Origin of the sequence: Marinarcus sediminis (SeqCode), assembly GCF_048571275.1 — a bacterium.
GTDB classification, from domain to species: Bacteria; Campylobacterota; Campylobacteria; order Campylobacterales; family Arcobacteraceae; genus Marinarcus; species Marinarcus sediminis.
Map to the genome: position 1 here is coordinate 1469392 of NZ_CP182357.1, position 22599 is coordinate 1491990.

The 22599-nt window shown below is 33.8% G+C and carries 24 protein-coding genes; 14 read left to right on the forward strand and 10 right to left on the reverse strand.

Annotation, left to right across the window (positions count from 1 at the left end; translation table 11 throughout):
- Positions 1-61 precede the first annotated feature (61 nt).
- The gene (locus ACNI3C_RS07365) at positions 62-769 is read left to right on the forward strand and encodes an EAL domain-containing protein (protein WP_419769173.1); all 708 of its coding nucleotides are present in this window, start codon (positions 62-64) and stop codon (positions 767-769) included.
- Between the two features lie 109 nt (positions 770-878).
- The gene (locus ACNI3C_RS07370; RefSeq protein ID WP_419769174.1) at positions 879-2888 is read left to right on the forward strand and encodes a HAMP domain-containing methyl-accepting chemotaxis protein; all 2010 of its coding nucleotides are present in this window, start codon (positions 879-881) and stop codon (positions 2886-2888) included.
- Here ACNI3C_RS07370 and bioD read toward each other — a convergent pair.
- The gene (bioD, locus tag ACNI3C_RS07375) at positions 2885-3520 is read right to left on the reverse strand and encodes a dethiobiotin synthase (protein ID WP_419769175.1); all 636 of its coding nucleotides are present in this window, start codon (positions 3518-3520) and stop codon (positions 2885-2887) included. The two genes, ACNI3C_RS07370 and bioD, sit on opposite strands and share 4 nt — an antisense overlap.
- Before the next feature lie 54 nt (positions 3521-3574).
- Here bioD and clpS point away from each other — a divergent pair, with 54 nt between their 5' ends.
- The 5 genes from clpS to ACNI3C_RS07400 all read left to right on the forward strand — a co-directional run bounded on the left by clpS (position 3575) and on the right by ACNI3C_RS07400 (position 8247).
- Positions 3575-3874: an ATP-dependent Clp protease adapter ClpS gene (gene clpS / locus ACNI3C_RS07380; RefSeq protein WP_419769176.1), complete on the forward strand. Its 300-nt coding sequence runs from the start codon at positions 3575-3577 to the stop codon at positions 3872-3874.
- 2 nt (positions 3875-3876) lie between these two features.
- On the forward strand, positions 3877-6108 hold the full coding sequence (gene clpA / locus ACNI3C_RS07385; RefSeq protein ID WP_419769177.1) for an ATP-dependent Clp protease ATP-binding subunit ClpA: 2232 nt from the start codon (positions 3877-3879) through the stop codon (positions 6106-6108).
- 97 nt (positions 6109-6205) lie between these two features.
- The gene (locus ACNI3C_RS07390) at positions 6206-6727 is read left to right on the forward strand and encodes a c-type cytochrome (protein WP_419769178.1); all 522 of its coding nucleotides are present in this window, start codon (positions 6206-6208) and stop codon (positions 6725-6727) included.
- 14 nt (positions 6728-6741) lie between these two features.
- Positions 6742-7410, forward strand: a complete 669-nt coding sequence (aat, locus tag ACNI3C_RS07395) for a leucyl/phenylalanyl-tRNA--protein transferase (RefSeq protein WP_419769179.1) — start codon at positions 6742-6744, stop codon at positions 7408-7410.
- 93 nt (positions 7411-7503) lie between these two features.
- On the forward strand, positions 7504-8247 hold the full coding sequence (locus ACNI3C_RS07400; protein ID WP_419769180.1) for a ferredoxin-thioredoxin reductase catalytic domain-containing protein: 744 nt from the start codon (positions 7504-7506) through the stop codon (positions 8245-8247).
- 17 nt (positions 8248-8264) lie between these two features.
- Here ACNI3C_RS07400 and ACNI3C_RS07405 read toward each other — a convergent pair whose 3' ends face one another.
- Genes ACNI3C_RS07405 through panB form a run of 3 tightly spaced genes read right to left on the reverse strand, consistent with a single transcriptional unit; the run spans position 8265 to position 11121 of the window.
- Positions 8265-9320: an AI-2E family transporter gene (locus tag ACNI3C_RS07405; protein WP_419769181.1), complete on the reverse strand. Its 1056-nt coding sequence runs from the start codon at positions 9318-9320 to the stop codon at positions 8265-8267.
- Positions 9317-10339, reverse strand: coding sequence for a Holliday junction branch migration DNA helicase RuvB (gene ruvB, locus ACNI3C_RS07410; protein WP_419769182.1), 1023 nt, complete (start codon positions 10337-10339; stop codon positions 9317-9319). Before ruvB ends, ACNI3C_RS07405 begins: the two co-directional genes overlap by 4 nt.
- A 2-nt stretch (positions 10340-10341) precedes the next feature.
- Positions 10342-11121 (reverse strand): 3-methyl-2-oxobutanoate hydroxymethyltransferase, encoded by a 780-nt coding sequence (panB, locus tag ACNI3C_RS07415; RefSeq protein ID WP_419771444.1) that lies wholly within the window; start codon positions 11119-11121, stop codon positions 10342-10344.
- A gap of 214 nt (positions 11122-11335) precedes the next feature.
- Between panB and ACNI3C_RS07420 the strand changes: the two genes are divergently transcribed.
- The 4 genes from ACNI3C_RS07420 to ACNI3C_RS07435 all read left to right on the forward strand — a co-directional run bounded on the left by ACNI3C_RS07420 (position 11336) and on the right by ACNI3C_RS07435 (position 14713).
- A complete protein-coding gene (locus ACNI3C_RS07420; RefSeq protein ID WP_419769183.1) occupies positions 11336-12754 on the forward strand; it encodes a chloride channel protein in 1419 nt (472 codons plus the stop codon).
- Between the two features lie 52 nt (positions 12755-12806).
- Entirely contained in the window at positions 12807-13547 is a 741-nt protein-coding gene (trpA, locus tag ACNI3C_RS07425) for a tryptophan synthase subunit alpha (RefSeq protein ID WP_419769184.1), read from the forward strand.
- A 2-nt stretch (positions 13548-13549) separates the two neighbouring features.
- Positions 13550-14290 carry an arginyltransferase gene (locus tag ACNI3C_RS07430; RefSeq protein ID WP_419769185.1) on the forward strand — a complete coding sequence of 247 codons (741 nt, stop codon included), beginning with the start codon at positions 13550-13552 and terminating at the stop codon, positions 14288-14290.
- A gap of 78 nt (positions 14291-14368) precedes the next feature.
- Positions 14369-14713 (forward strand): hypothetical protein, encoded by a 345-nt coding sequence (locus ACNI3C_RS07435; RefSeq protein WP_419769186.1) that lies wholly within the window; start codon positions 14369-14371, stop codon positions 14711-14713.
- Positions 14714-14739: 26 nt separating this feature from the next.
- Here the strand turns inward: ACNI3C_RS07435 and feoB are convergent, their stop codons facing one another.
- Entirely contained in the window at positions 14740-16866 is a 2127-nt protein-coding gene (feoB, locus tag ACNI3C_RS07440) for a ferrous iron transport protein B (protein ID WP_419769187.1), read from the reverse strand.
- On the reverse strand, positions 16860-17084 hold the full coding sequence (locus tag ACNI3C_RS07445) for a FeoA family protein (protein ID WP_419769188.1): 225 nt from the start codon (positions 17082-17084) through the stop codon (positions 16860-16862). Before ACNI3C_RS07445 ends, feoB begins: the two co-directional genes overlap by 7 nt.
- A 192-nt stretch (positions 17085-17276) precedes the next feature.
- Here ACNI3C_RS07445 and ACNI3C_RS07450 point away from each other — a divergent pair, with 192 nt between their 5' ends.
- Positions 17277-17714 (forward strand): Fur family transcriptional regulator, encoded by a 438-nt coding sequence (locus tag ACNI3C_RS07450; RefSeq protein WP_419769189.1) that lies wholly within the window; start codon positions 17277-17279, stop codon positions 17712-17714.
- A 21-nt stretch (positions 17715-17735) separates the two neighbouring features.
- Here ACNI3C_RS07450 and ACNI3C_RS07455 read toward each other — a convergent pair whose 3' ends face one another.
- From ACNI3C_RS07455 to ACNI3C_RS07470, 4 genes are all read right to left on the reverse strand, one after another.
- Positions 17736-18074 (reverse strand): DUF2325 domain-containing protein, encoded by a 339-nt coding sequence (locus ACNI3C_RS07455; protein ID WP_419769190.1) that lies wholly within the window; start codon positions 18072-18074, stop codon positions 17736-17738.
- Positions 18075-18178: 104 nt separating this feature from the next.
- Positions 18179-19261, reverse strand: a complete 1083-nt coding sequence (locus tag ACNI3C_RS07460) for an Opr family porin (RefSeq protein ID WP_419769191.1) — start codon at positions 19259-19261, stop codon at positions 18179-18181.
- A 243-nt stretch (positions 19262-19504) separates the two neighbouring features.
- Complete coding sequence (locus ACNI3C_RS07465; RefSeq protein ID WP_419769192.1) at positions 19505-19693, reverse strand: hypothetical protein; 189 nt, start codon at positions 19691-19693, stop codon at positions 19505-19507.
- A complete protein-coding gene (locus ACNI3C_RS07470) occupies positions 19693-19989 on the reverse strand; it encodes a hypothetical protein (protein WP_419769193.1) in 297 nt (98 codons plus the stop codon). Before ACNI3C_RS07470 ends, ACNI3C_RS07465 begins: the two co-directional genes overlap by 1 nt.
- A gap of 175 nt (positions 19990-20164) precedes the next feature.
- On the opposite strand from ACNI3C_RS07470, the gene ACNI3C_RS07475 reads away from it, so the two are divergent.
- Both ACNI3C_RS07475 and ACNI3C_RS07480 read left to right on the forward strand, forming a co-directional pair.
- Positions 20165-22105 (forward strand): sel1 repeat family protein, encoded by a 1941-nt coding sequence (locus ACNI3C_RS07475; RefSeq protein ID WP_419769194.1) that lies wholly within the window; start codon positions 20165-20167, stop codon positions 22103-22105.
- Positions 22102-22584 (forward strand): GreA/GreB family elongation factor, encoded by a 483-nt coding sequence (locus ACNI3C_RS07480; protein WP_419769195.1) that lies wholly within the window; start codon positions 22102-22104, stop codon positions 22582-22584. The genes ACNI3C_RS07475 and ACNI3C_RS07480 overlap by 4 nt, the downstream gene beginning before the upstream one ends.
- Positions 22585-22599 lie beyond the last annotated feature (15 nt).

Consider the following 22599-nt stretch of genomic DNA (forward strand, 5'->3'; position numbering starts at 1 on the left):
GTATCATAATGTTTCCAAGTTGCAATCAAAGAGTTGATAAAATAGGCAATTAAGGAGTATTATGAACATTGAAGAGATTAAAACATTCATTAAAAAAGCTCAATACTACACAGAATATCTTCCCATTATTGATGCAAAAACGCTAAAAGTACTTGCCTATGAAGCAAATTCACGGTTTATTTTAGGTACAAAAGAGGTATCTACAAATAAGTTTTTTAAAGAGCTTCATCACAACAGCAAAATTTTTTTCTATTTAGAACAACGGAATAAAAAACTGCAAATTGACAATTGTAAAAAAGAGGTACCGCTTTTTTTACACTTTGATTCAAAAACTGTTCATACCAAAGAACAAAGAGATTTTTGGAAAACGTTTTTAACCCCTTATCGTGAAAATATTGTTATTGGAATTACAGAAAATGGTTCGGTCAAAGATTCATACAATGCCAATATTAAATCATTTACAAAATGGATTAAAAAAAATAATTTTCAATCGTCATTAAATAGTGTTGTAAGTGAGGGAGCTATTTTCTCTTTTAAAGCCATGCAAAGAGCAAAATATATAAAAATCGACAGAAAGTTTATAAAAAAAGTTCAACATAATGACACTTATAAAGAATTTATAAAGCAATTTGTACTGTTTTGTAATAGCAATAAACAAGAGGTAATTTTAACCAATATTAACACAGATAAGGATTTAAAATTAGCCCAAGAAATGGGAATTAATCTCATTCAAGGAGACCATTTCAGCAAGGAAAGTTTCAGTGCATAGCATGAAAACAGTGTGACATTTTTTTGTTTTTGTAATACTAATTGTTTTTTTTTAAGATTAAATTCCCATTTCAGTGGTAAAATGTAACAATTCATTCAGAGGAGTTCACATGAGTATCAGAAAAAAAACGATGAGTGCATTTTTAATAATAATTTTAATTACATTATTATCAAGTGTACTGGTATCTTATAACAACAGCAAAGTTAAACGAAATGTAGAACATTTGAGTAATGTCAGTTTTTCTGGAATTACTTTTTTATTAGAAGCCGACAGGGATTCTTATCAATCTAATGTTTCGCTCTCTCAAATCATGCACTTAAAAGATAAAGAGAGTATTCAAAAAAAGATTAAAAAAGGAGTCAATGATAATATTCTTCAAGTCAGACAACGATTTGACAAGTTCAAGAAAAAACTTGAAGACTCAATGCAAGATCAAGGGACAAAATTTGATGAATTTGACAAGTATTATGACTTGACAAACAGTGATACTCAAAAATTGGTTGAATTGGTTAACAATGGAGAGAGTGAAGCTGCTACTGAATTCTACTTTAATACCTATTTAAAAGATTATGAGTCAATGAGAGATTTGATTGATTACTTTACGACAGAAACTTATAAAGTTGTTGATGAAAATAAGGCTCATACAGAGGATTTAATTGCTCAATCTCAAACTATTTTTATTGTTATTACTCTTTTAACTATTCTGATTGGTATTTTCTTTACCGTGATGTTGGGAAGAGTGATAAACAATTCATTAGGAACATTTCAATTGGGATTATTGGATTTCTTTAAATATATTAATGGAGAAATTAAAGAAGTTAATATGTTGGATGAAAGCAAAAATGATGAAGTTTCTGAGATGTCAAAAGTGGTGAATAAAAATATTATTAACACCCAAGCACTGCTTGAAGATGACAGAAAATTGCTTGAAGAGGTTAAAAAGGTGGTCTCGTTGGTTAAAGATGGAAAATTTAAACAAACCATCACCTTAACCACTCAAAATAAGAGTTTAGAAGAGTTGAAAGTTATTTTTAACGAAATGTTGGTTGTTATTGCTCAAAAAGTTACTGACGATATGGAAAAAATTGATTTGGCTTTCAAAGAGTACAGTAATCTGAATTTTGCCTATCGAATTTCTAAAAACAGTGGTGCAACTACAGATATTTTAAACAGTCTTGCTAAAATTATCAGTGAAATTTTAGTTGAAAATAAATCAAATGGACTCACGCTTCAATACAGTGCAAATAATCTTTTATCTAATGTCAATGAGCTGAACAGCTCTACAAATGAAGCAGCCGCATCATTAGAAGAGACGGCCGCAGCTTTAGAAGAGATTAACTCGAATGTCAAAAACAATGCTCAAAATGTGATACAAATGGTTACGTTTGCCAATGAATTGACTCAATCCGCAAAAGATGGTGGGGACATGGCAACGAATACGACCAACTCTATGGATGAAATTAATCAGCAAGTTACAGCAATTAATGAAGCCATTAGTGTCATTGATCAAATTGCATTTCAAACCAATATCCTTTCACTTAATGCTGCCGTTGAAGCAGCAACTGCTGGAGAAGCGGGTAAAGGGTTTGCCGTGGTTGCACAAGAGGTAAGAAATTTGGCTTCAAGAAGTGCTGAAGCGGCAAAAGAGATTAAATCATTGGTTGAGAGTGCTACAGTTAAAGCCAATCATGGGAAAGATATTTCAGATAAAATGATTGAGGGGTATGAAAAACTCACAGGCAATGTTTCCAATACCCTTGACTTGATTAAACAAGTTGAATCGGCCATTAAAGAGCAACAATTGGGTATTGAACAAATCAGTAATGCGGTCAATCAACTTGATCAACAAACGCAACATAATGCTGCTATTGCTAACAATACCAGAGATATTGCAATGTATACACAAACGATTGCGGAAAGCATTGTAAAAGATGCCAATACCAAAGAGTTTGAAGGTAAAGATAACGTTAAAATGAAAGATATGGCTACTTCAGCGGTTCAAATAAAAGAGGAAGCAAAGGTTGTCAAAAAAGATAAACCAGAAGCTCCCAAAACGCCTAAACCTACACAAAAAGAGAAGGTGGCAAAAAAAGACAATGATGAGTGGGACAGTTTTTAATCCCATTCACCCAGATAGTGAACTTTATTAAAATAGGCTTCATAAAAAGGGAGGGTTACTTCGTTAAAACTCCCTTTATCTTTATATAAATTAATGTACCACTCAAAAGGAATGTTTCGATGCTTTAACGCTTCTATTGAAAGCAAAGTATCATTGATACTTCCCAAATGGCTGGGTGCAATTAAAATGGCCTTACACTTTAACTCTTTGATTAAATCAATCATAAAATACTCTTTTTCAATGGGCACCATAAGACCACCTGCGCCCTCAACAATCAAAACATCACAAAAGGTGTGGAGATATGCAACCTTTTGTTTTAAAAATGCAATATCGATATTGTGCTCTTTTTTAGCAACAAAAGGAGCTGCTGGAAGTTTAAATTGATATGGTACAACATCATTTATCTCAACATCAAAAGAGGGGTTCAAGGTTTTGGTTAAATTTAAAAGTTTTGAACCATCTGCAGGAAGGGTAATAACCCCCGTTTCTATGGGTTTAAAATACCCGACCTTATACCCCATGTTGGCATATCTTTTCAAAAATTGTTCACAGGCATAACTCTTGCCCACATCTGTGTTTGTAGCTGTAATAAAGATTAATTGTTTAGTTTTTATAGTATTTTGACTTTTCATTGTAACTACTTTTTGGTATAATAATTTATATTTTAGCAAAAAAGGTTTTAATAAGTGGCACATGAGTTTGAGATTGAATTAGAGGATGACGTACAATTACAAGAACCTAAAAAGTTTAAAGTTTTTTTATTAAATGATGATTATTCGACGATGGATTTTGTCATAGATGTTTTGACAAAAATTTTTAGAAAAACAGCCGATGAAGCTACAATTATTATGCTGAATATACACAACAACGGAAGAGAAGTTTGTGGTATTTATACCCATGAAATAGCTTCAACAAAAGTTGCACAAGTTAAAAATATGGCAAGAAGTAAAGGGTTTCCTTTAAAAGCTGTAATGGAAGAAGAATAACAATGATAAGTAAAGAATTAAGAGATGTATTCTCGCAAGCAGTTGCGTATGCAAAAGTAAGTAAACATGAGTATTTGACACTCGAACATATATTTTTAATGCTCATACACAATGAAATCATCACATCGTTATTGGACGATTTGGGTTTGGACAGTGATATTATTTATACAAAAATTAAAACGCATATTGATAATACGACCCCTAAATTACCTGTAGATATTAATGATGAACCTATGGAGACACTGTCTTTAACATCAACGATTGAACACATGGTTGCACACACACAAACTTCTGGAAAGGGGAATGCTGGGGTAGAAGATATGTTTGTTGCAATTTTAAAAAGTGAGCAGTCGTATGCAACATATTTATTAAAAGAGCAAGGTGTAGAGAGAATAGATATTTTAGAAGAGATCAGTCACAAAGATTTTGATACCAATGACGAAGAGACCGAGGGGTTTGGAAACAGTGATGAGCCTAAACAGAAAGATTTATTGGCACAAAATTCAACAGAATTGGTTGCATTGGCAAAAAAAGGTGAAATTGATCCCATTATTGGTCGAGAAAAAGAGATCAGCAGAGTCATTGAAATCTTAAGTCGTAGAAAGAAAAATAACCCTATTTTAGTAGGAGAACCAGGTGTTGGTAAAACAGCCATTGCTGAGGGGTTGGCATTAGAGATTTCAAATGAAAATGTTCCTAATAGTTTGAAAAACTCAAAGGTTTTTTCACTGGATATGGGTTCAATGGTTGCTGGAACAAAATATCGTGGAGATTTTGAAAAAAAACTCAAAGGCCTTTTAAAAGAGATCAGCTTGATTGATGATGCCATTTTATTTATCGATGAAATTCATACGATTGTGGGGGCAGGAAGTGTCAGTGGCAGTTCTATGGATGCTTCAAATATTTTAAAACCGATGTTAGCCAATGGGAAACTCCGATGTATAGGAGCAACAACCTTTGCAGAGTACCGAAATGATTTCAGTAAAGACAAAGCTTTAAGCAGACGATTTGCAAAAGTAGATGTGAGTGAACCTTCCATTGAAGATACCATCACTATTTTAAATGGACTAAAATCAAAATATGAAGAGTTTCATCATGTTAAATACAGTGCCAATGCGATTAAAATAGCCGTAGAGTTGAGTAAAAAATTTATCAATGATCGATTTTTACCTGACAGTGCCATTGATGTTATTGATGAGGTCGGAGCAACCAAAAAGTTAAAAGAAGAGGCAAAGGCAAGCAGAACAAAAGTCTTTACCATTACACAAAAAGATGTTGAAGACACGGTTTCTAAAATGGCTCAGATTCCTCCGAAATCGGCAACAAAGTCAGACTTGACACTGCTTAAAGCACTTGAAAAAAATATGCAAAAAAGAGTTTTTGGACAAGATGAAGCCATTGTTAAAATTGTTCAAGCCATTAAGATTAACCGAGCAGGTTTAGGCGGTGAGAAAAAACCCATTGGAAGTTTTCTTTTTACAGGGCCAACGGGAGTGGGAAAAACTGAAGTGGCCAAAGAGTTGTCTCATCAAATGGGGATTCATTTTGAACGTTTTGATATGAGTGAATATATGGAAGCACATACCATTTCAAGACTTATTGGAGCACCTGCTGGATATGTGGGGTTTGAAAATGGCGGATTGTTAACGGAAGCCATAAGAAAACATCCGCATTGTGTGTTGCTTTTAGATGAAATTGAAAAAGCGCACCCCGATTTGATGAGTTTGTTGCTTCAAGTTATGGACAATGCAGAGTTAACCGATAACAGTGGAAATAAATCAGATTTTCAAAACGTTATTTTAATTATGACCTCAAATTTGGGTTCAGCTGAAGCTAATGTTATGGGATTTACCAAAGATGAAACACTCAATGAAGGCAAAGCCATTAAAAAATTCTTTGCCCCAGAGTTCAGAAACAGATTAGATGCCACGGTGAATTTTGCTTACCTCACTTTAGATATTGTGGTAAAAGTGGTGACCAAATTTATCCATGATTTAGAGGCACAAATTGTGGATAAAGATATTAAAATTAATATGACAATACGTGCAAAAAAAGAGTTGGCACGATTGGGTTACGATAAACAAATGGGGGCAAGACCTTTGGGACGAGTCATTTCTCAAAACATTAAAATGCCGTTGACCGATGAGATACTCTTTGGTCAACTTAAAAATGGAGGCAGTGTCGATATTGACTTTGTCAATGAAAAGTTTGTTTTTAAGTATAATAAGATATAAAGTTATATGATGCTTAAAAGAGATAATCAAGCCAATGGGCTAGGTTGTTTTTTTGACGTATTTGTGTAAAGTTGACAATTAAAATAAAAGGATTCTCATGAAAATATTAATTTTCTCAACGATAGTAGCAGCATTTTTATTGACTGGATGTAATGATGATAAAAAAACATCTTCAACAACAACGGTCGAAACCGTTAAACCACAGGCTGCTCAATCTATTGATGAAGCAACCGTAGTGACAGAAGCAAAAGAAGAAGCAAAAGTCGCTTTAAATGATGTTAAAGACGAAGTTGCTGTAGTGGATGAAAAAGTCAATAAAGCTGTGGAAGAGAAAGTTGAAGAAGCCAAAGTTGCTGTAACTCAAAGTCAGCCTACTGTTGGTGAAACACTGTACAAAAAAACATGTTCAGGATGTCATGGTGTAACAGCAGAGAAAAAAGCGTTGGGTGTTTCTCAAGTCATTCAAGGTTGGGATAAAGAAAAAACAGTTGCGGCACTTCATGGATATAAAGATAACACCTATGGTGCAGGTATGAAAAACATTATGTTTGGACAAGTATCTTCTTTAGATGAAGAGAGCATCAATTCAGTAGCAGAATATATTGCAACATTAAAATAAAAAGTTTTGATTTTTTGCATATTTTACCCTTAGATAAATACTCTTTTAGTTTTCCCAATCCTCTCTATGCTGATGACGAAGGCCTTTTAGCATATGGAGGGGATCTTAACCCACAAAGAGTTCTTAAAGCGTACATGAGTGGAATTTTCCCTTGGTACAATCAGCATGACCCCATTCTTTGGTGGTCACCCAATCCCAGATTTATTTTGCCATTAGATGAATTTAAAGTCTCAAAATCACTTCAAAAAAGAGTCAACAGCAGTTTGTATGAAGTGAAATTTGATACCAATTTTAGACAAACCATGATTGAGTGTTCTAATATTCCCAGACAAGGTCAAACAGGAACCTGGATTTTGCCTGAAATTATTGATGCGTATTCAACCCTTCATGAGATGGGATTTGCACACAGCTTTGAAGCTTATTTTGATGGGGAACTTGTAGGGGGTGGTTATGGCATTGCTTTAGGAGATATCTTTTGTGGTGAATCGATGTTTGCAAAAAAAAGTGATGCATCTAAAGTGGCCTTGTATTCTCTTGTACAACGTTTAAAAAAGCATGGCTTTAAACTCATTGATTGTCAAATCCCCACACCTCATTTAGAATCTTTGGGTGCAAAAAGGGTTTCCAGAGCCACTTTTTTAGAACAGGTTAAAGCCTCATTAGAAAATCCAAAAGAGTTTTAATTTCAATACTTTAACAAAAAACTATTTCTAAAATATCAGATTAGTTTTAAACTTTTTCAATATAATTTCGCAAAAATTATATAAGGTTTTCTTATGATAAAGAAATTGGATATTAACTCAGAAGAGTTTATCAATGAATTAGAAATAACAAAAAGTTTTACCGATAAAGTGTGTGCACAAATGGGTTTTGTGTATAATCCAGAGTCCGATGTAAATGAGTCAGTTCAACAAGGTTTGACTCGGAATAAATTGATTTATAATAAAAGATTTTGTCCATGTTTTATGGTCATCGGTGATACCAAAGAGGAACAAAAAGCAGCCAACAACAGAGTTTGCCCTTGTACCCCTGCGCTTGAAGTAGAAATACCCAATGATGGAAAATGTCGATGTGGAATCTTTTGTACCCCACAATACGCACAAGAGAATGCCTTAAAAAATAGTATTGAAGAGGCAACACATACGCACTCAAGAGGTTTAAGTAAAAAAGAGTGTGACGTGTTATTGAGTCAAAAAAATATTGACTCTTCAGAATTAGAAGCCCTTTTAATTGCACGAGAAGAGAAAACAGTTGATTTTAATTTGGTGGATGTAAGAGAGTGGATGGAATGGGTAGGAACACGAATTCAAGGGTGTGATTATTTGATTCCAACAACATCATTTTATAACTCAATAACTCAAATTGATACCCAAAAAGATAAACCCGTGATTGTCTATTGTCATATTGGAAGCCGAAGTGCATATTGTCAACGAATTATGAAAGATTTGGGTTTTAAAATGGTTGTCAATTTAGAACATGGTATTGTGGCTTATCAAGGGGAACTGACAAGCGGTGAATAGACTTTTATAAGTGGTAATTACTTTGAATTACCATTTATAAACTCATTTAACTTATTTTGTTTTTTAATCAATTGCATGATAGAGATAAAAAATGTAACCAAGGCTGGTCCAATGATCATTCCCCAAAACCCAATGGTTGAAAGCCCTGCAATGATGGCGAAAAATATGAGCAACTCATTAATGGCAGTTGGGGTTCTTACGACTCTTTTATTGATATATTTTATGATGATAGGTTTTATAAAAGTATCTGCAATGATAGAGATAACCACAATGGAGTAGATGCCAATATAAACAGCGTTGGAAATAGAACCCGAAAAGATTTCATATAACGCAATTGGTACCCACATAATGGCACCTCCAATAAGAGGAATCAGTGAGGCAAAGCCATACAATACCCCATATAAAAGCCCATCGTAATCAAAAAAGTTGATAAAAAATCCAAACAGAAATCCCTCAAAAATAGCGGTGACTAAAATGGAATACAGAACAATACTCATGACATTCGATGATTCAGAAAATACCGTGCGGCTGTCTTCATGATTCAGAGGAATCAGTTCAATAATAAAGTTAGAAAACTCCTTATTGTATAAATTCATAAAAAAATAAAACGTTAAAATAAGAAACATATCCATCATAAAGCGTGCTGAACTTTTTCCCAATACTGCTCCAAAAGAGATGGTTTTTTCTACTACCGTTGAAATATTGATATTTTCTAATGGTCCTAACAGATACTCTTTAATAAAAGAGTACTCATTGGGGATACTGGCAACAAATGTCAAGGCTACATTATACAAATCGATAATGGCTTGTTTATCCAGATGGTTCAAATAGTTAATAAATGAGAAGATAAAATAAATCAGTGGAATAAAAAAGACCATGCCTAAAAAGAAGGTGATAAACACGGAACACAATAATCGATTTTGTATTTTAAAAAACATAAATTTATAGATGGAGTTTGTAGCAATTGCTAAAAGAAGTGCCACTAAAATGGATTTTAAAAAAGGTTGAAACAACTCTGATAGAAAATAGAGTGTGAGTGTTGCAACAATCAATAAAAAGTGTATTGGTTTCAAAACAGTTGTCCCTCTTTTGTTTGAAGTGTAGGTGGTGTCAATCTGAAAAGTTCATAGCTTTTAACGCTGGCAACTCTTCCTCGAGCTGTTCTTTCTATGTAACCGTTGGCCAATAAATATGGTTCAATTGCATCTTCGATTGTTCCCTCATCTTCACTCAGTGCTGCTGCAATGGTTGAGAGTCCCATGGGTTTACCTCTGTTTGAGATTAAAAGTTCCAAAAGGTTTAAATCCATTTCATCAAACCCTTTATCATTGACTCCCAATTCATTTAACGCGTATTGACACCGTTTTAATATAATATCCGGTTCACTCTCTACTTCTGCAAAATCTCTGACACGTCTTAAGAGTCGTAATGCCACTCTTGGTGTGCCTCGACTTCTTCTGGCAATTTCATGGCTGGCATCATCTTGACAAAATTTTTCCAGTTTGTTTGAAGCTTTTTGTACAATTTTTGCCAACTCTGCATCGGTGTAAAACTGCATTCTAAAGTGCATACCAAACCGTTCACGAAGTGGGTTTGAAAGCATTCCTGCACGGGTGGTTGCCCCGATTAGTGTAAATCGTGGCAAATCTATTTTCACCGTTTGTGCAGCAGGTCCACTTCCAATAATAATATCCAATCGATAATCTTCCATAGCCGGATATAAAATCTCTTCAACAGCAGGGCTGAGTCGGTGAATTTCATCAATAAAAAGAATATCACCTTCATCTAAATTGGTTAAAATGGCAGCCAAATCACCCGACTTTTCTATCATGGGTCCTGCGGTAATTTTGATGTTTGAGTTCATCTCATGACTGATCAAATAACTCAATGTGGTTTTTCCAAGCCCTGGAGGTCCATAAAATAAGATATGGTCAAGGGCTTCATTTCTTTTTTTACTCGCATCAATAAAGACTCTGAGATTTTTTTTGATTTTTTCTTGACCAATGTAGTCATCCCATGTTGAGGGTCTTAAACTCGCCTCAGAACTGTTATCTTCAAATGATATTTGTTCAACTTCTACAATTCGTTCCACGTTTAATATTCCTCTTCTTTAGATGGGAAAATGCCATTTTGTACCTCTTGGGCATATTGTTTAACGGCTTTTCGTACGGCTTCTCCGCCCATTAAATAACGTTTTACAAATTTGGGTTTAAAATCTTCAAAGAATCCCAACATATCAGACCATACTAAGACTTGTCCATCCGTAACATTGCCTGCTCCAATACCAATGACTGGGATATTGACTGCTTGAGTAACTTCACGTGCAGCTTGCGTTTTAACTCCCTCTAGGACAATGGAAAAAGCACCTGCTGCTTCTATGGCTTTGGCATCTTTAACCAGTTGCTCAATGTCTTCAGCTGTTTTCCCTCTTACTAAGTATCCGCCTTCACTTCTAACATATTGTGGCATTAAGCCAATATGACCCATAACAGCAATTGAGTTTGAAGTTAAGTGTTTAATAATATCCGCTCGATCTTCTCCCCCCTCAATTTTAACTGCTGCTGCTTGAGTTTTTGAGTAAACTTCAATGCAATTTCTTAACGCTTCATCTTTGTTGATATAACTTCCAAAAGGCATGTCACAAATAACAAAAGCACTTGGTGCGCCTGTGCATACAGCATTGGTGTGATAAATCATTTGATCTAAAGTGGCACTTAATGTATCGGGTTTTCCAGCAAAACTCATGTTTAAAGAGTCTCCTACTAAAATCATATGAGACTCTTTTTCGAAGAGTTTTGCAAAAAGAGCATCATAGGCTGTTATGACAATAAGTTTAAAGTTATTTTTTGAATTTTTGATTTTATTGATATTCATTTTTTCAATATATGATTGATTATTTGTTATGCTCACTTCACTATCCTTGAGTTAAAAAATATATTTTAAGTTGAATTATATCCAATTATTTCTTTTTCTATAAGAAGTTTCAAATTTGCCTATAATATAAGCTTTTTCAAAGAGTAATTAAATGCAATCTTTGTTATAATTTTTTTCATAAAACAACCAACTTTTTTCACATAAAGCAGTCCTCATGAAAAGAAACCACAACGTTCAGACTCACATAACGGAGCAAACAATTATGTTTGCAAGTATAACCAAATGGATTTTACTCTCATCACTTATTGGCGCGGTCATTGGTACCATTGTTTCATTCTTTTTAAAACTTTTAGAGTATTGTGAAAACTCTAGGACACAGTTGCCTTTTGAGTACTATTATACGTTGCCATTTGCTTTGGTCATTACCGTAGTTATTGTGCGAAAATTTGCCCCTAATGCTACTGGGCATGGAACGGAAAAAGTCATTGAAGCTGTGCATAAAAATTCAGGGAAAATAGATTTTTCCATTATTCCTGTAAAACTCTTGGCCACGGTGATTACCATTTTTGCTGGGGGATCTGTGGGTAAAGAGGGACCTGGTGCACAAATAGGGGCAGCAACAGCTTCTTTGATTGCATCGCTGTTCAAATTTTCAAATCGTGACAGAAAAAAAGTGGTTATTTGTGGTATCAGTGCTGGATTTGCTTCTGTTTTTGGTACGCCACTTGCTGGTGCCATTTTTGGGGTAGAAATTTTAATCATTGGTGCTTTGATGTATGATATTTTACTCCCTTCTATTGTCGCTGGTTTTTCTGCTTTTTTTGTGGCAAAAATGTTTGGTATCAGTTACACCTATTTTGATATTGCTTTTTACAGTAAATTTGACTTTAACTATATTTTGATTTTTAAAATTATTTTAGGTGGAATCTTTTTTGGTTTGGTTTCGGATTTTATTATTACTACATTGGGAAATATTCATAAATATGCGGATATGATTAAAATCAATTATGTACTGAAAGCTTTTTTGGGTGGGATTATTATTGTAATTTTAACTGTGATTGTGGGGGATGATTATTTGGGACTGGGGTTTGCTACTATAAAAGATGCACTCTCTCCTTATCCTGTGGATCACTCTGAAGTGCCTTGGTATGCTTTTATTCTTAAAACCGTTTTTACCTCCTTAACACTTGGTTTTGGGGGAAGTGGTGGAGTGATTACTCCTATTTTTTATATTGGGGCAACCAGTGGTAACTTTTTTGGCTATTTGGTGGATGGGTATATTCCTTTGTTTGCAGCTTTAGGATTTGTGAGTGTGTTAGCAGGGACAACAAGTGCTCCCATTGCTGCTATGATTATGGCAGTGGAACTTTTTGGAATGAATGTTGCGCATTATGGTGCTTTGTCCATTATTATCTCTTTTTTAATGACAGGACATCGAAGTGTTTTCCCGTCACAACTTTTAGCCATGAAAAAATCTGAAGCATTGAGTGTAAACTTAGGTGAAGAGATAGAGAACACCGAAGCTACATATACTACACGTTTTTTTCAGAATATCCGTTCGCTCGTAAAGTTACTTATTTCTAAAATAAAAAAAAGAGGCAATCCTTCTGAAGCTGAAGATGGCAAAGAGTAGTTTGATATAACTTTAGATAAAATAGATGAATTTAATATATTAGGACAGAAAATTGAAGAAACTAGTGGGTTATATTACAACCTCATTCCCTGACAATAATTTTACCATTGATTTGAGTTTAGCCATGGGTGAAGCTGGGGTTGATACTTTAGAACTTGGCATTCCATTTTCAGATCCTGTTGCTGATGGTCCCGTTATTGAAAAGGCCAACTTATTGAGTTTGCAACATGGTTTTAAGATGAAAGATTTGTTTGAAATATCAAAAGTAATTGCACCAAAAATTGATACCTTGTGGATGGGATACATGAACTCATTTTATCATCAAGGTATGGAAAATATTGTTCAAAAAGCCAAATCTTTAGGTGTAAATGGTGCGATTATTCCCGATTTACCTTATGAAGAGGCTTTAGCTTTCACTGATATTTTTGCAAAAAACAATCAAGCTTTGATCAGTTTTGTTGCACCTACTGATTCAAAACAAAGAATTCAAACCGTTGTTAAAGAGGCACAAAAATTTATCTATTTAGTGGCCTATGCAGGAATAACGGGCAGTGGGAAAAGTGAAGATTTAAGTGAAGTAATTTCAAACACCAGAGCGTTCAGTAATACGCCCATTTATATTGGTTTTGGAGTAGATGAAAAGAGTGCAAAAGCGAAAGCCGTTGGCGTTGATGGGGTTATTGTTGGATCAGCATTTGTCAAACATTTGCTTGATGAGAGTTTAAATCATAATGAAAAAATCAAAAGAATAACCCAATTAGCTAAAGAGATTAAAGAAAAAATCAACGAATAGTTATGAAAATTATACAAGAAGATATAGAATTTTTTGAAGAGAATAGGGAGTGCTCTTATTTCGATACAGAAATTTCAGATATCAGATACAAGTATTTGAATCGATGCTCAAATGAACAATACCAAAATATGCTTGAACACGGTTGGAGACGGTTTGGGCATATGCATTTTGTACCAGAATGCAGAAATTGTACAAAATGTGTCTCTATTCGAATCGATGTTGAAAAATATCAATTTTCAAAGTCTGAAAAACGGGTTTTGGCAAAAAACAGCGAGACAGAACTCTATATACAAGCACCGAGTTTATCAATAGAACATCTTGCTTTGTATGATAAATACCATGAATATATGAACATAAAAAAGAAGTGGCCTTTTACTTCAATTACGCCATCAGAGTATCAACGTTCTTATATCGATGGCAACGTTCAATTTGCTCAAGAGTTTTTATATGTTAAAGAAGGAAAACTAATCGGTGTTGCGTTGACTGATATTTTGCCGCAAGCGATCTCTTCAATTTACTGTTATTATGATCACGATTATGAAAATTATTCGGTGGGAAAATTTTCAATCTTGGCTCAAATAAAAGTGGCAAAAGAGTTAAATATTCCTTATATTTATTTGGGATATTGGATAAAAGATCATTTTAGTATGGGATATAAAGAAGCGTATACTCCTTTTGAAATACTCACCAATAGGGTTCCTTTGGATGAAGAAGCAATTTGGAAACCTTATTGTAATCAATAAAGTGGTACAAATTAAAAGTTTTGGGTATAATAACTTTCGATAAAAAAGATTAATATGTTCCTCAATCAAAGGATAAAGATGAAAAAGATACTGTTCTTAATTTTAATAACAACAACATTTTTAGTTGCTCAAATGGAGCAGTATGAAGAAGAGAGTGCTGCCGTTGCAGATTGTTTGATTTTAAAAGATGAAAATTCAATCATTTGTAAATACTCTCTTGAACGTTCTAGTGACGACAAAGAGGTTACCTTTACGTGGATCAATCCTAATGGAGAGATTTCACGAGAGAGAAAAATGGAGATACCTGCTGGTCACGGTTCAATTTATGATTACAGATATATCAGTGGAAGAATCAAAGGAACCTGGACGTTCAAAGTTACCGATGGGGAAGAGGTTTATTCAACAACATTTGAACTTCAATAAGCTTTGAAAGTCAGTATAAATGGATACTAACTGACAAGCAATTTTGTTACATTATATGCGATAAATGACAATCCCCAAGCGGTTCCTGTTGTAAATACAAAAAGGTACAACAGATATTTCCATCCACCCGCTTCTCTTACAAAAACCATTGATGCAGCTAAGCATGGAAGATAAATCATTACAAAAACAATGAATGATACCGCAGCATCAATGGAGATATTGTTTCTGATTTTTTGTACCAATCCTTCAGAGTTTTCATCATTTTCTTCTCCTAATCCATACAAAATACCCAATGTAGAAACCACAATTTCTTTTGCTGCAAGACCTGTTTCAAGTGCAACAGACATTTTCCAATCAAATCCCAATGGAGCAAACATGGGTTGTGAAAATTTACCAATTTTACCTAAAAAAGAGTTTTCAAGATTATACAAGGCTAACTCATTATTTAAAGTATCAATTTCCTCTTGAGTATGGGCCAGTTCAATTTTTTGATTGATGTGATTTTCAAATTCAGGCTGTTTTGGGTAGTTTGAGGCAAACCAAATGAGTAATGAAGCCGCTAAAATATAGGTACCTGCTTTTCTTAAATACATCAATGCTTGATTTGAAACCGTATGCCAAATGAGTTTAAATGATGGCATTCTATACTTTGGCATCTCCATAACAAAAGGTTCATCTTCACTTTTAAATACGACTGTTTTGAGTACTTTTGCTGCAATCAAACCTAAAAGGGCTCCACTGATGTAGATTAAAAAAAGAATATTGCCCGCTTGTGAAGTACCAAAAAAAGCACCTGTAAACAGAACATAAATAGGCAGTCTTGCTCCACAAGACATGAATCCAATGATAAAAAGGGTTAAAAGTCTGTCTCGATTATTTTTAAGGGTTCTTGCAGCCATATAAGCGGGAACTGAACAACCAAATCCAGTAACAAGTGGAATAAAAGATTTTCCATGCAGTCCAAATTTATGAAAAAAACCATCGAGTAAAAAGGCGACTCGGCTCATGTAACCCGTAGTTTCAAGCAGAGCAATTCCAAAAAACAAAATAACAATATTGGGTACAAATAAAATAACGGCACCCACTCCTGCAATTGCCCCATCTGCAATTAAATAGGAGAGTTCATTTTCTCCTAATACGGCTTTTGTATTGTCAATCAAATTTGCAAAAAAAGCATCAATCATATCCATGGGAATACTTCCAAGTTCAAACGTCAGTTGAAATAAAAGCCACATAAAAAAGAGAAAAATAGGCAATCCAAAAAACTTATGAATGAGCAGGGCATCAATTTTTGAAGTCAAATCTTTGGTAATGGATTTTTTTTCAGTTACTGTTTCAACAGTAGCTCCTCTTGCAAATGAAGATTGTTCTTCGGCAAAAACATCGTACATATCTTTGGTATTGTAATGTAAATAGATGTGCTCCAATGCATCTTTTAATACCGATTGCAAATCAATCCAAATGGGTTCATCGTGAAATCGTTTATATGTGGATTTATCCTCTTTTAAAAGTTTTATGGCAAGTTCTCTGTAGTGTACATTAGATTTAAAATGTTTCTCTTCTAAAAGTTTGGTAATATGAGCAATCTCTTCTTCTATGGTGTCTGAGAAGATGAGTTTTGAATCAACTTTATTGCTCTCATGTTTATTCACCAGTGTTTCTAACAGATTATTAATCCCTAAATTTTTTGCAGCGCTGGTTTTTATGCAGGGTTTTCCCAATATTTTACTCAGTTGTGCAGCATCAATTGAGATGCCTTCATTGTCCGCTTCATCACTCATATTTAACGCAATGACCATTTTTTTATCTAAAGCTAAAAGTTCAGAAGTTAAAAAAAGATTTCTTTCAATATTTGTCGAATCAAGTACATTTAAAATGATATCATAGGGTGAATTTTCCAAATACTCTTTGGTTACTTTCTCTTCAAGAGTATAGTCATTTAAAGAGTAAGAACCGGGTAAGTCAGTTATCTCTATGATATATTTTCTGTATTTAAATACAATCTCTTGTTTCTCAACCGTAACTCCTGAAAAATTTCCCACTTTAAGTCGGGCATTTGAAATGGAGTTGATGAGCATAGATTTACCAACATTGGGTTGGCCAACAAGTACAATTCGGATGGTTTTATGGGGAGTAAATTTATTTCTTAACATTTCTCTACTTCTATATTAGATGCTTCTTTGAGTCTTAATGCAACTTTCGTTCTCTTGATAGAAATTTCAATGGTATTTTTCCCCATTGTATACTCTTCAACATTTATTGTAGCCCCTTTGGTAATTCCAAAAGAGTTCAATCGTGTTTTTAATGATTTATCGGCTTCAATATGACAAATGGTTGCAGATTCACCTTTTTTTAATTCATTCAGAGTCAAAAGAGTTCCTTTTTTTATTGATAATTATTATCAAGTATGATAAAATATTCTTACTTAAAAGAATATAAATTTTGATAATAGTTATTAAAATAATAAAATTAACGATTTATGCAGATTACTTTACAATTTTTACGTAGTTTTGATATACTTTTGGGAATAATTATTGTTATTAAAGAATCAAGGTAAATTATTATGGCAAAGAATGAAGAAATAATCGCAGAATTGAAAAAAATAGTCAAGCAAAAAGGTTTAAAATATACAGAGCAAAGAGAGTTTGTATTAAAGATTTTAATGCAAGCAAAAGGGCATTTAACCGCAGAAGAGATTTATAATCTGATTAAAATGACCAATCCTGATTCAAATATTGGAATTGCAACAGTTTACAGAGCATTGAGTTTTTTAGAAGAGGTGAATTTAATCACGTCAATTACCTTTGGCAATGAGGGTAAAAAGTATGAAAGCAATGCCAAAGAGCATCATGATCACCTTATTTGTACTTCATGTGGGAAAATTGTTGAATTTGTGGATGAAGAGATTGAAAAAAGACAAAATTTAATTGCTGAGAAAAATGGTTTTAAAATTTCAAGTCACTCAATGCAACTTTATGGAACGTGTAAAAAGTGTCAATAATATTAAGGCTCAGCCTTAATATTATAACTCTTCCTGCTTTTTGCTGCAATTTGCATAACACTGCGCACAATCTTTTATTCCCATAATTTTTACAAATTCATCATACACACACGAAGCACTTCTTTTTGCACATACAAAAGGAATGTTCTGTTTTTTTGCTTCATTTTTATATTTATGCATCACATTATGGTTTAAAAAAGAGGTCAACATCACTATACAATCAGTATTTTGAGGAATCTTTTTTTTGGGAGCAGAAGATTTTTTTCGAGCATCCCAATGCTCAATATCTTTTGCTCCAAGGTTTTTTAAAATGACGGATATTTGAGAGATTTGATCTCCTCCTATAACTAAGACGCTCATTTTAACTCCTTAACAAGTACACCCTGTTGGTTTTATTAACTCTTTTTTATTATAAAAGAGAATCTGTTTTGAAAACATTTGATTCCTTTGTTTTTTTATACCTACTAAAAAGAGTAAGTAACGTTTGCAAAGACTTTTTTGAAATCGTCTGAATTTGCTTGATCATCATAATCAACATAGGTAATATTCCCAGAAATTGCCTCTGTAAAGCTGTATTCAGCAATAAGATTTAACTCATCGGTTGTTGCATTGGCCGTACCGTATTCTGTACTTCCATAAAGTGCCGTAAGTGTTAGATCTGCAATGGTATAAGAAGCACTTCCATAATATGTAGTGGCATCTGCTTCATAAACATTTGTTCCTTCATCAAATGGATTTTGATCTCCATACGCACTGATACTTCCTGCCCCTACCGTTTTATCTGTTTGGAAAAGACCGGCTGCTAATGCAACACCTGCTAAATTTAATCGGGCTTCTAAATTATAAAAATCACCATCTTCTTGAGTATCTTCACTTGAAGCAGCATAATGAGCTGTTACTCCAAACAGATCATTGTCGTATGATACTTTTGCTCCATAAAAATCAGCTACATCAGGTGCTGAATAAACATAGGGGTTTAATACTACATTTTCTATACCTTCATATTTGACATCAACAACATAAGCACCATCTTTTGTGATTTCTTCAAATTTGTTGTCTGTATCAATACCAATTTCTGCTTGTCGGTTAGTATATCCCACAACGATTGCTGTATTTGGAATGGCTTTAACTACACCTACAACAGCATCATTGTAATCACCTAACCACTCTAAATCAATCGCTTGACGACCAAAGATAAGTGCAAAATTGTCGTCTTCATATTTCACATTTGCTTCTGTTATTGAAGCGTTGTTGGCATAATTACTTGAATAATCGCCATCTTCTTTTTCTGAAAGTTCATGGTTTCCTCTGAAACCAATTTTTGCATTGAATCCATTTAAGCTGTCAGTTTCATACGTAATTCCTACTGAACCAGATGTATATCCAGAATCCAGTGTTCCACCTTTATTGTCACTGTGTTGACTGTAAACAGTAATGTCACCTGAGGTTGTTCCTTTGGCAAAAGCCTCTTTTAATGTTGATGAATCTGCAAAAACTGAAACAGTTGATACCAATAATCCGCAAGCTACTAAACTTAATTTTTTCATATATTTCCTTTTTTATGTTTTAAACTTTATAATGATAATCAATATTAATTTAAAGTTAGCTTATATTGATAGTAATTATCAAAAAAAGACAATATTTATTTGTTTTTTGAAATAATAGTCTCTGCTTGCTTATATGCAACTGAGTTGCATTTAGTGGTAAAAGTGAAAATAAAATTCTTGGATATCAACGAAAAGAGGAGACTCAATTGGCTTTAAAGATGAGTTAAAAAGGAGTTTTTAGGATTATTTTTTATGGCAATCACAAATAAACAGTGTTTTAATTACAAAAAAAACAATGGTTGCAAACAGAGCAATGCCTATGGTTTTTTCAACACTTAATACATCCAGATGTTCAAGTAAAATCCCTACAGCTATCACCACTATATAGTAGAGCAGTGTTAGGGGTTTTTTAATATCAAAGATGAAAAACATTATTTTTTCATGGAAGGAATGTATTTAAAAAAGGCGTATAAAACTCCCACCATTGCAATGACACTTACCACAGCCATAAAAGATATTTCAACTTCTGGAGTTACCCCTCTTTGATAATTTTTTGGGGCAAAAAGAATCATGGATGAGATAAACATAAATGAAGCTGTCATAATTGCAATAATGTGAGCAAAAATTTTGTGAAATCTTTGTTTGTAAAAATTAAATACCATTTTCCACGTTAAAAATGCTGCTGTGATTGTTATAACTAATACAATGATTTTATCCATATTTTCCATCGAAGTCCTTTGTTTTGTTGTAGAACATTTTATCTTAATATAGTATAATTTTGTAGCAAATGTATAGCAAAATGGTGTTTGTACACCTCAAATTATAAAAAAAGTGTAACTTTTAAATACCTCAAAGTAAACTTATATTAAAGTTTTATGTTACATTGTTAATAAAGGCATCATAATGAATAAAATTATCCTTACTTCCTTACTTCTTTTGCAAACGTTAATTGCTGATAAAATTGATGACTACAATCAAGGCGTTTATGCCTACAGTGATAAAAATTATATTGAAGCAGCGTACTGGTATAAAAAAGCAGCGGTTCAAGGTGAAGCATTTGCACAGACCAATTTGGCCGTTATGTATTATTTGGGACAAGGCATTAAACAAGATTATAAAGAGGCACTTTATTGGTATGAAAATGCAGCCAATCAAGGCAATCCTACTGCACAACTCAATTTAGGTTACATGTATAAAAATGCCATTGGAACACAGCAAGATTACCAAAAAGCTTTATATTGGTTTGAAAAAGCTGCTCTTTGGGGTGATGCATATGCTCAATATCATGTGGGACAAATATACTATTTGGGTGAAGGCATTGAAGTCAATTACTCTTTGGCCATGTCTTGGTATGAAAAAGCTGCCATTCAAGGAGACAGAGATGCACAATATGCTTTGGCATATATGTATGAAAATGCCAAAGGGGTAGCTCAAGATTATACAAAAGCGTTTTATTGGTATAAAAAATCAGCGCTCCAAGGTGATGTTAATGCACAATTGAGTACAGGGTATATGTATGAAAATGCGCAAGGGATTGCACAAAATTATCATGAAGCATTTAATTGGTATGAAAAAGCGGCCAAACAAGGCAATCTTTTGGCTCAATACAATTTGGCAAACTTGTATTATAATGCTTTAGGCACTCCACAAAACTATGAAAAAGCGCTCTATTGGTATGAACAAGCTGCTTTGCAAGGTGATGTTAATGCACAAGTCAATTTAGCTTACATGTATGACAGTGCAAAAGGGACAGCTCAAGATTATAAAAAAGCCTTTATGTGGTATGAAAAAGCTGCAAAAGAGGGAAATGCAACGGCACAACAAAATTTAGCTATTATGTACTATTTTGCGCAAGGGGTTGAACAAAACTATGAAAAAGCGCTCTATTGGTATGAAAAAGCGGCCTTACAAGACAAAGCCATTGCTCAAAACAATTTGGCAGAACTCTATTACAATGCGTTAGGAACACCACAAGATTTTGGTAAAGCAAAATATTGGTACAAAAAAGCAGCACATCATAAAATCGCCAATGCCGAATATAAACTGGGTGAAATCTATTATAAAGGGCAAGATACCATTGTGGATTATCAAAATGCACTTTTGTATTATGAACAAGCGGCCAATGAAGGGGTAGTTCATGCTCAATACAAAACAGCCCAAATGTATTTAAAAGGCTTAGGAACAGCCCAAGATTATAAAAAGGCTTTTGACTATTTTGAAAAAGCAGCACTGCAAAATGATATTAATGCCCAAGTGAACTTAGGGTATCTTTATTACAATGGTAAAGGGGTTGCGCAAAATTATGAAAGTGCCTATTATTGGTATAAAAAAGCCGCCAATGAGAAGAGTCAAGAAGCACAATTGGCACTGGCAAACTTATATTATGATGGTTTAGGTGTGAGTCAGGATTACCACCAAGCACTTCTGTGGTATGAAAAAGCAGCTTCAGAAAAAAACCTTAAAGCGCAACTCAATTTGGCCTATATGTATTACGATGGAATGGGTATTGATCAAGATTATAAAAAAGCTCTGTATTGGTATGAACAAGCAGCGTTACAAAACAGTAAAATTGCGCAACTCAATTTGGGATACATGTATTATGTGGGGAATGGAACACTGCAAGATTATAAAAATGCCTTCTCGTGGTATGAAAAAGCGGCTTTGCAAGATGAGGTAAGTGCACAATACTCTTTGGGATATATGTATGAATTTGGACAAGGGGTTGATTACGATTATGATAAAGCGGTTTATTGGTATGAAAAAGCAGCTTTAGCTGGAAATATAGAGGCAAAAAGTAAATTGGATAAACTGCTTAAGAGAAAAAAAGACAAACCTAAAACATGACAAAAGAGCTCATCACTGAGGTTGGATTTCAAAAATTTGTCGATGAGTTTCATCATTTGTTAAAAGTTGAAAAACCCTTCTGGATCAAAGAGAAAGAGATTGCAGCAGCCTTTGGTGACAGAAGTGAGAATGCAGAGTATATCAGTGCAAAAGAGATGTTACGTAATTTGGACAAACGATTGCGCTTTTTGCAAAAGATTATTGACAACAGTGAAGTGATTGATACCAATAGCTTAAAACATACACATGTCAATTTTGGCTCAGAAGTTGTTTTACTTAATTTAGAGAGTTACACCGAGCAAAAATTTGTCATTGTGGGTACCTATGAGAGCAATCCCACTTTAAATAAAATTTCCAACAAATCTCCTTTAGGAAGGGTTTTATTGGGAAAGAAATTAAATGAAGAGTTTGAATTTATTATCAACAAAGAGCATTATGAATATAAAGTGACTTCTGTGCGCAAGGCCTTGTTGATATAAAACTCCAGTTGGCAT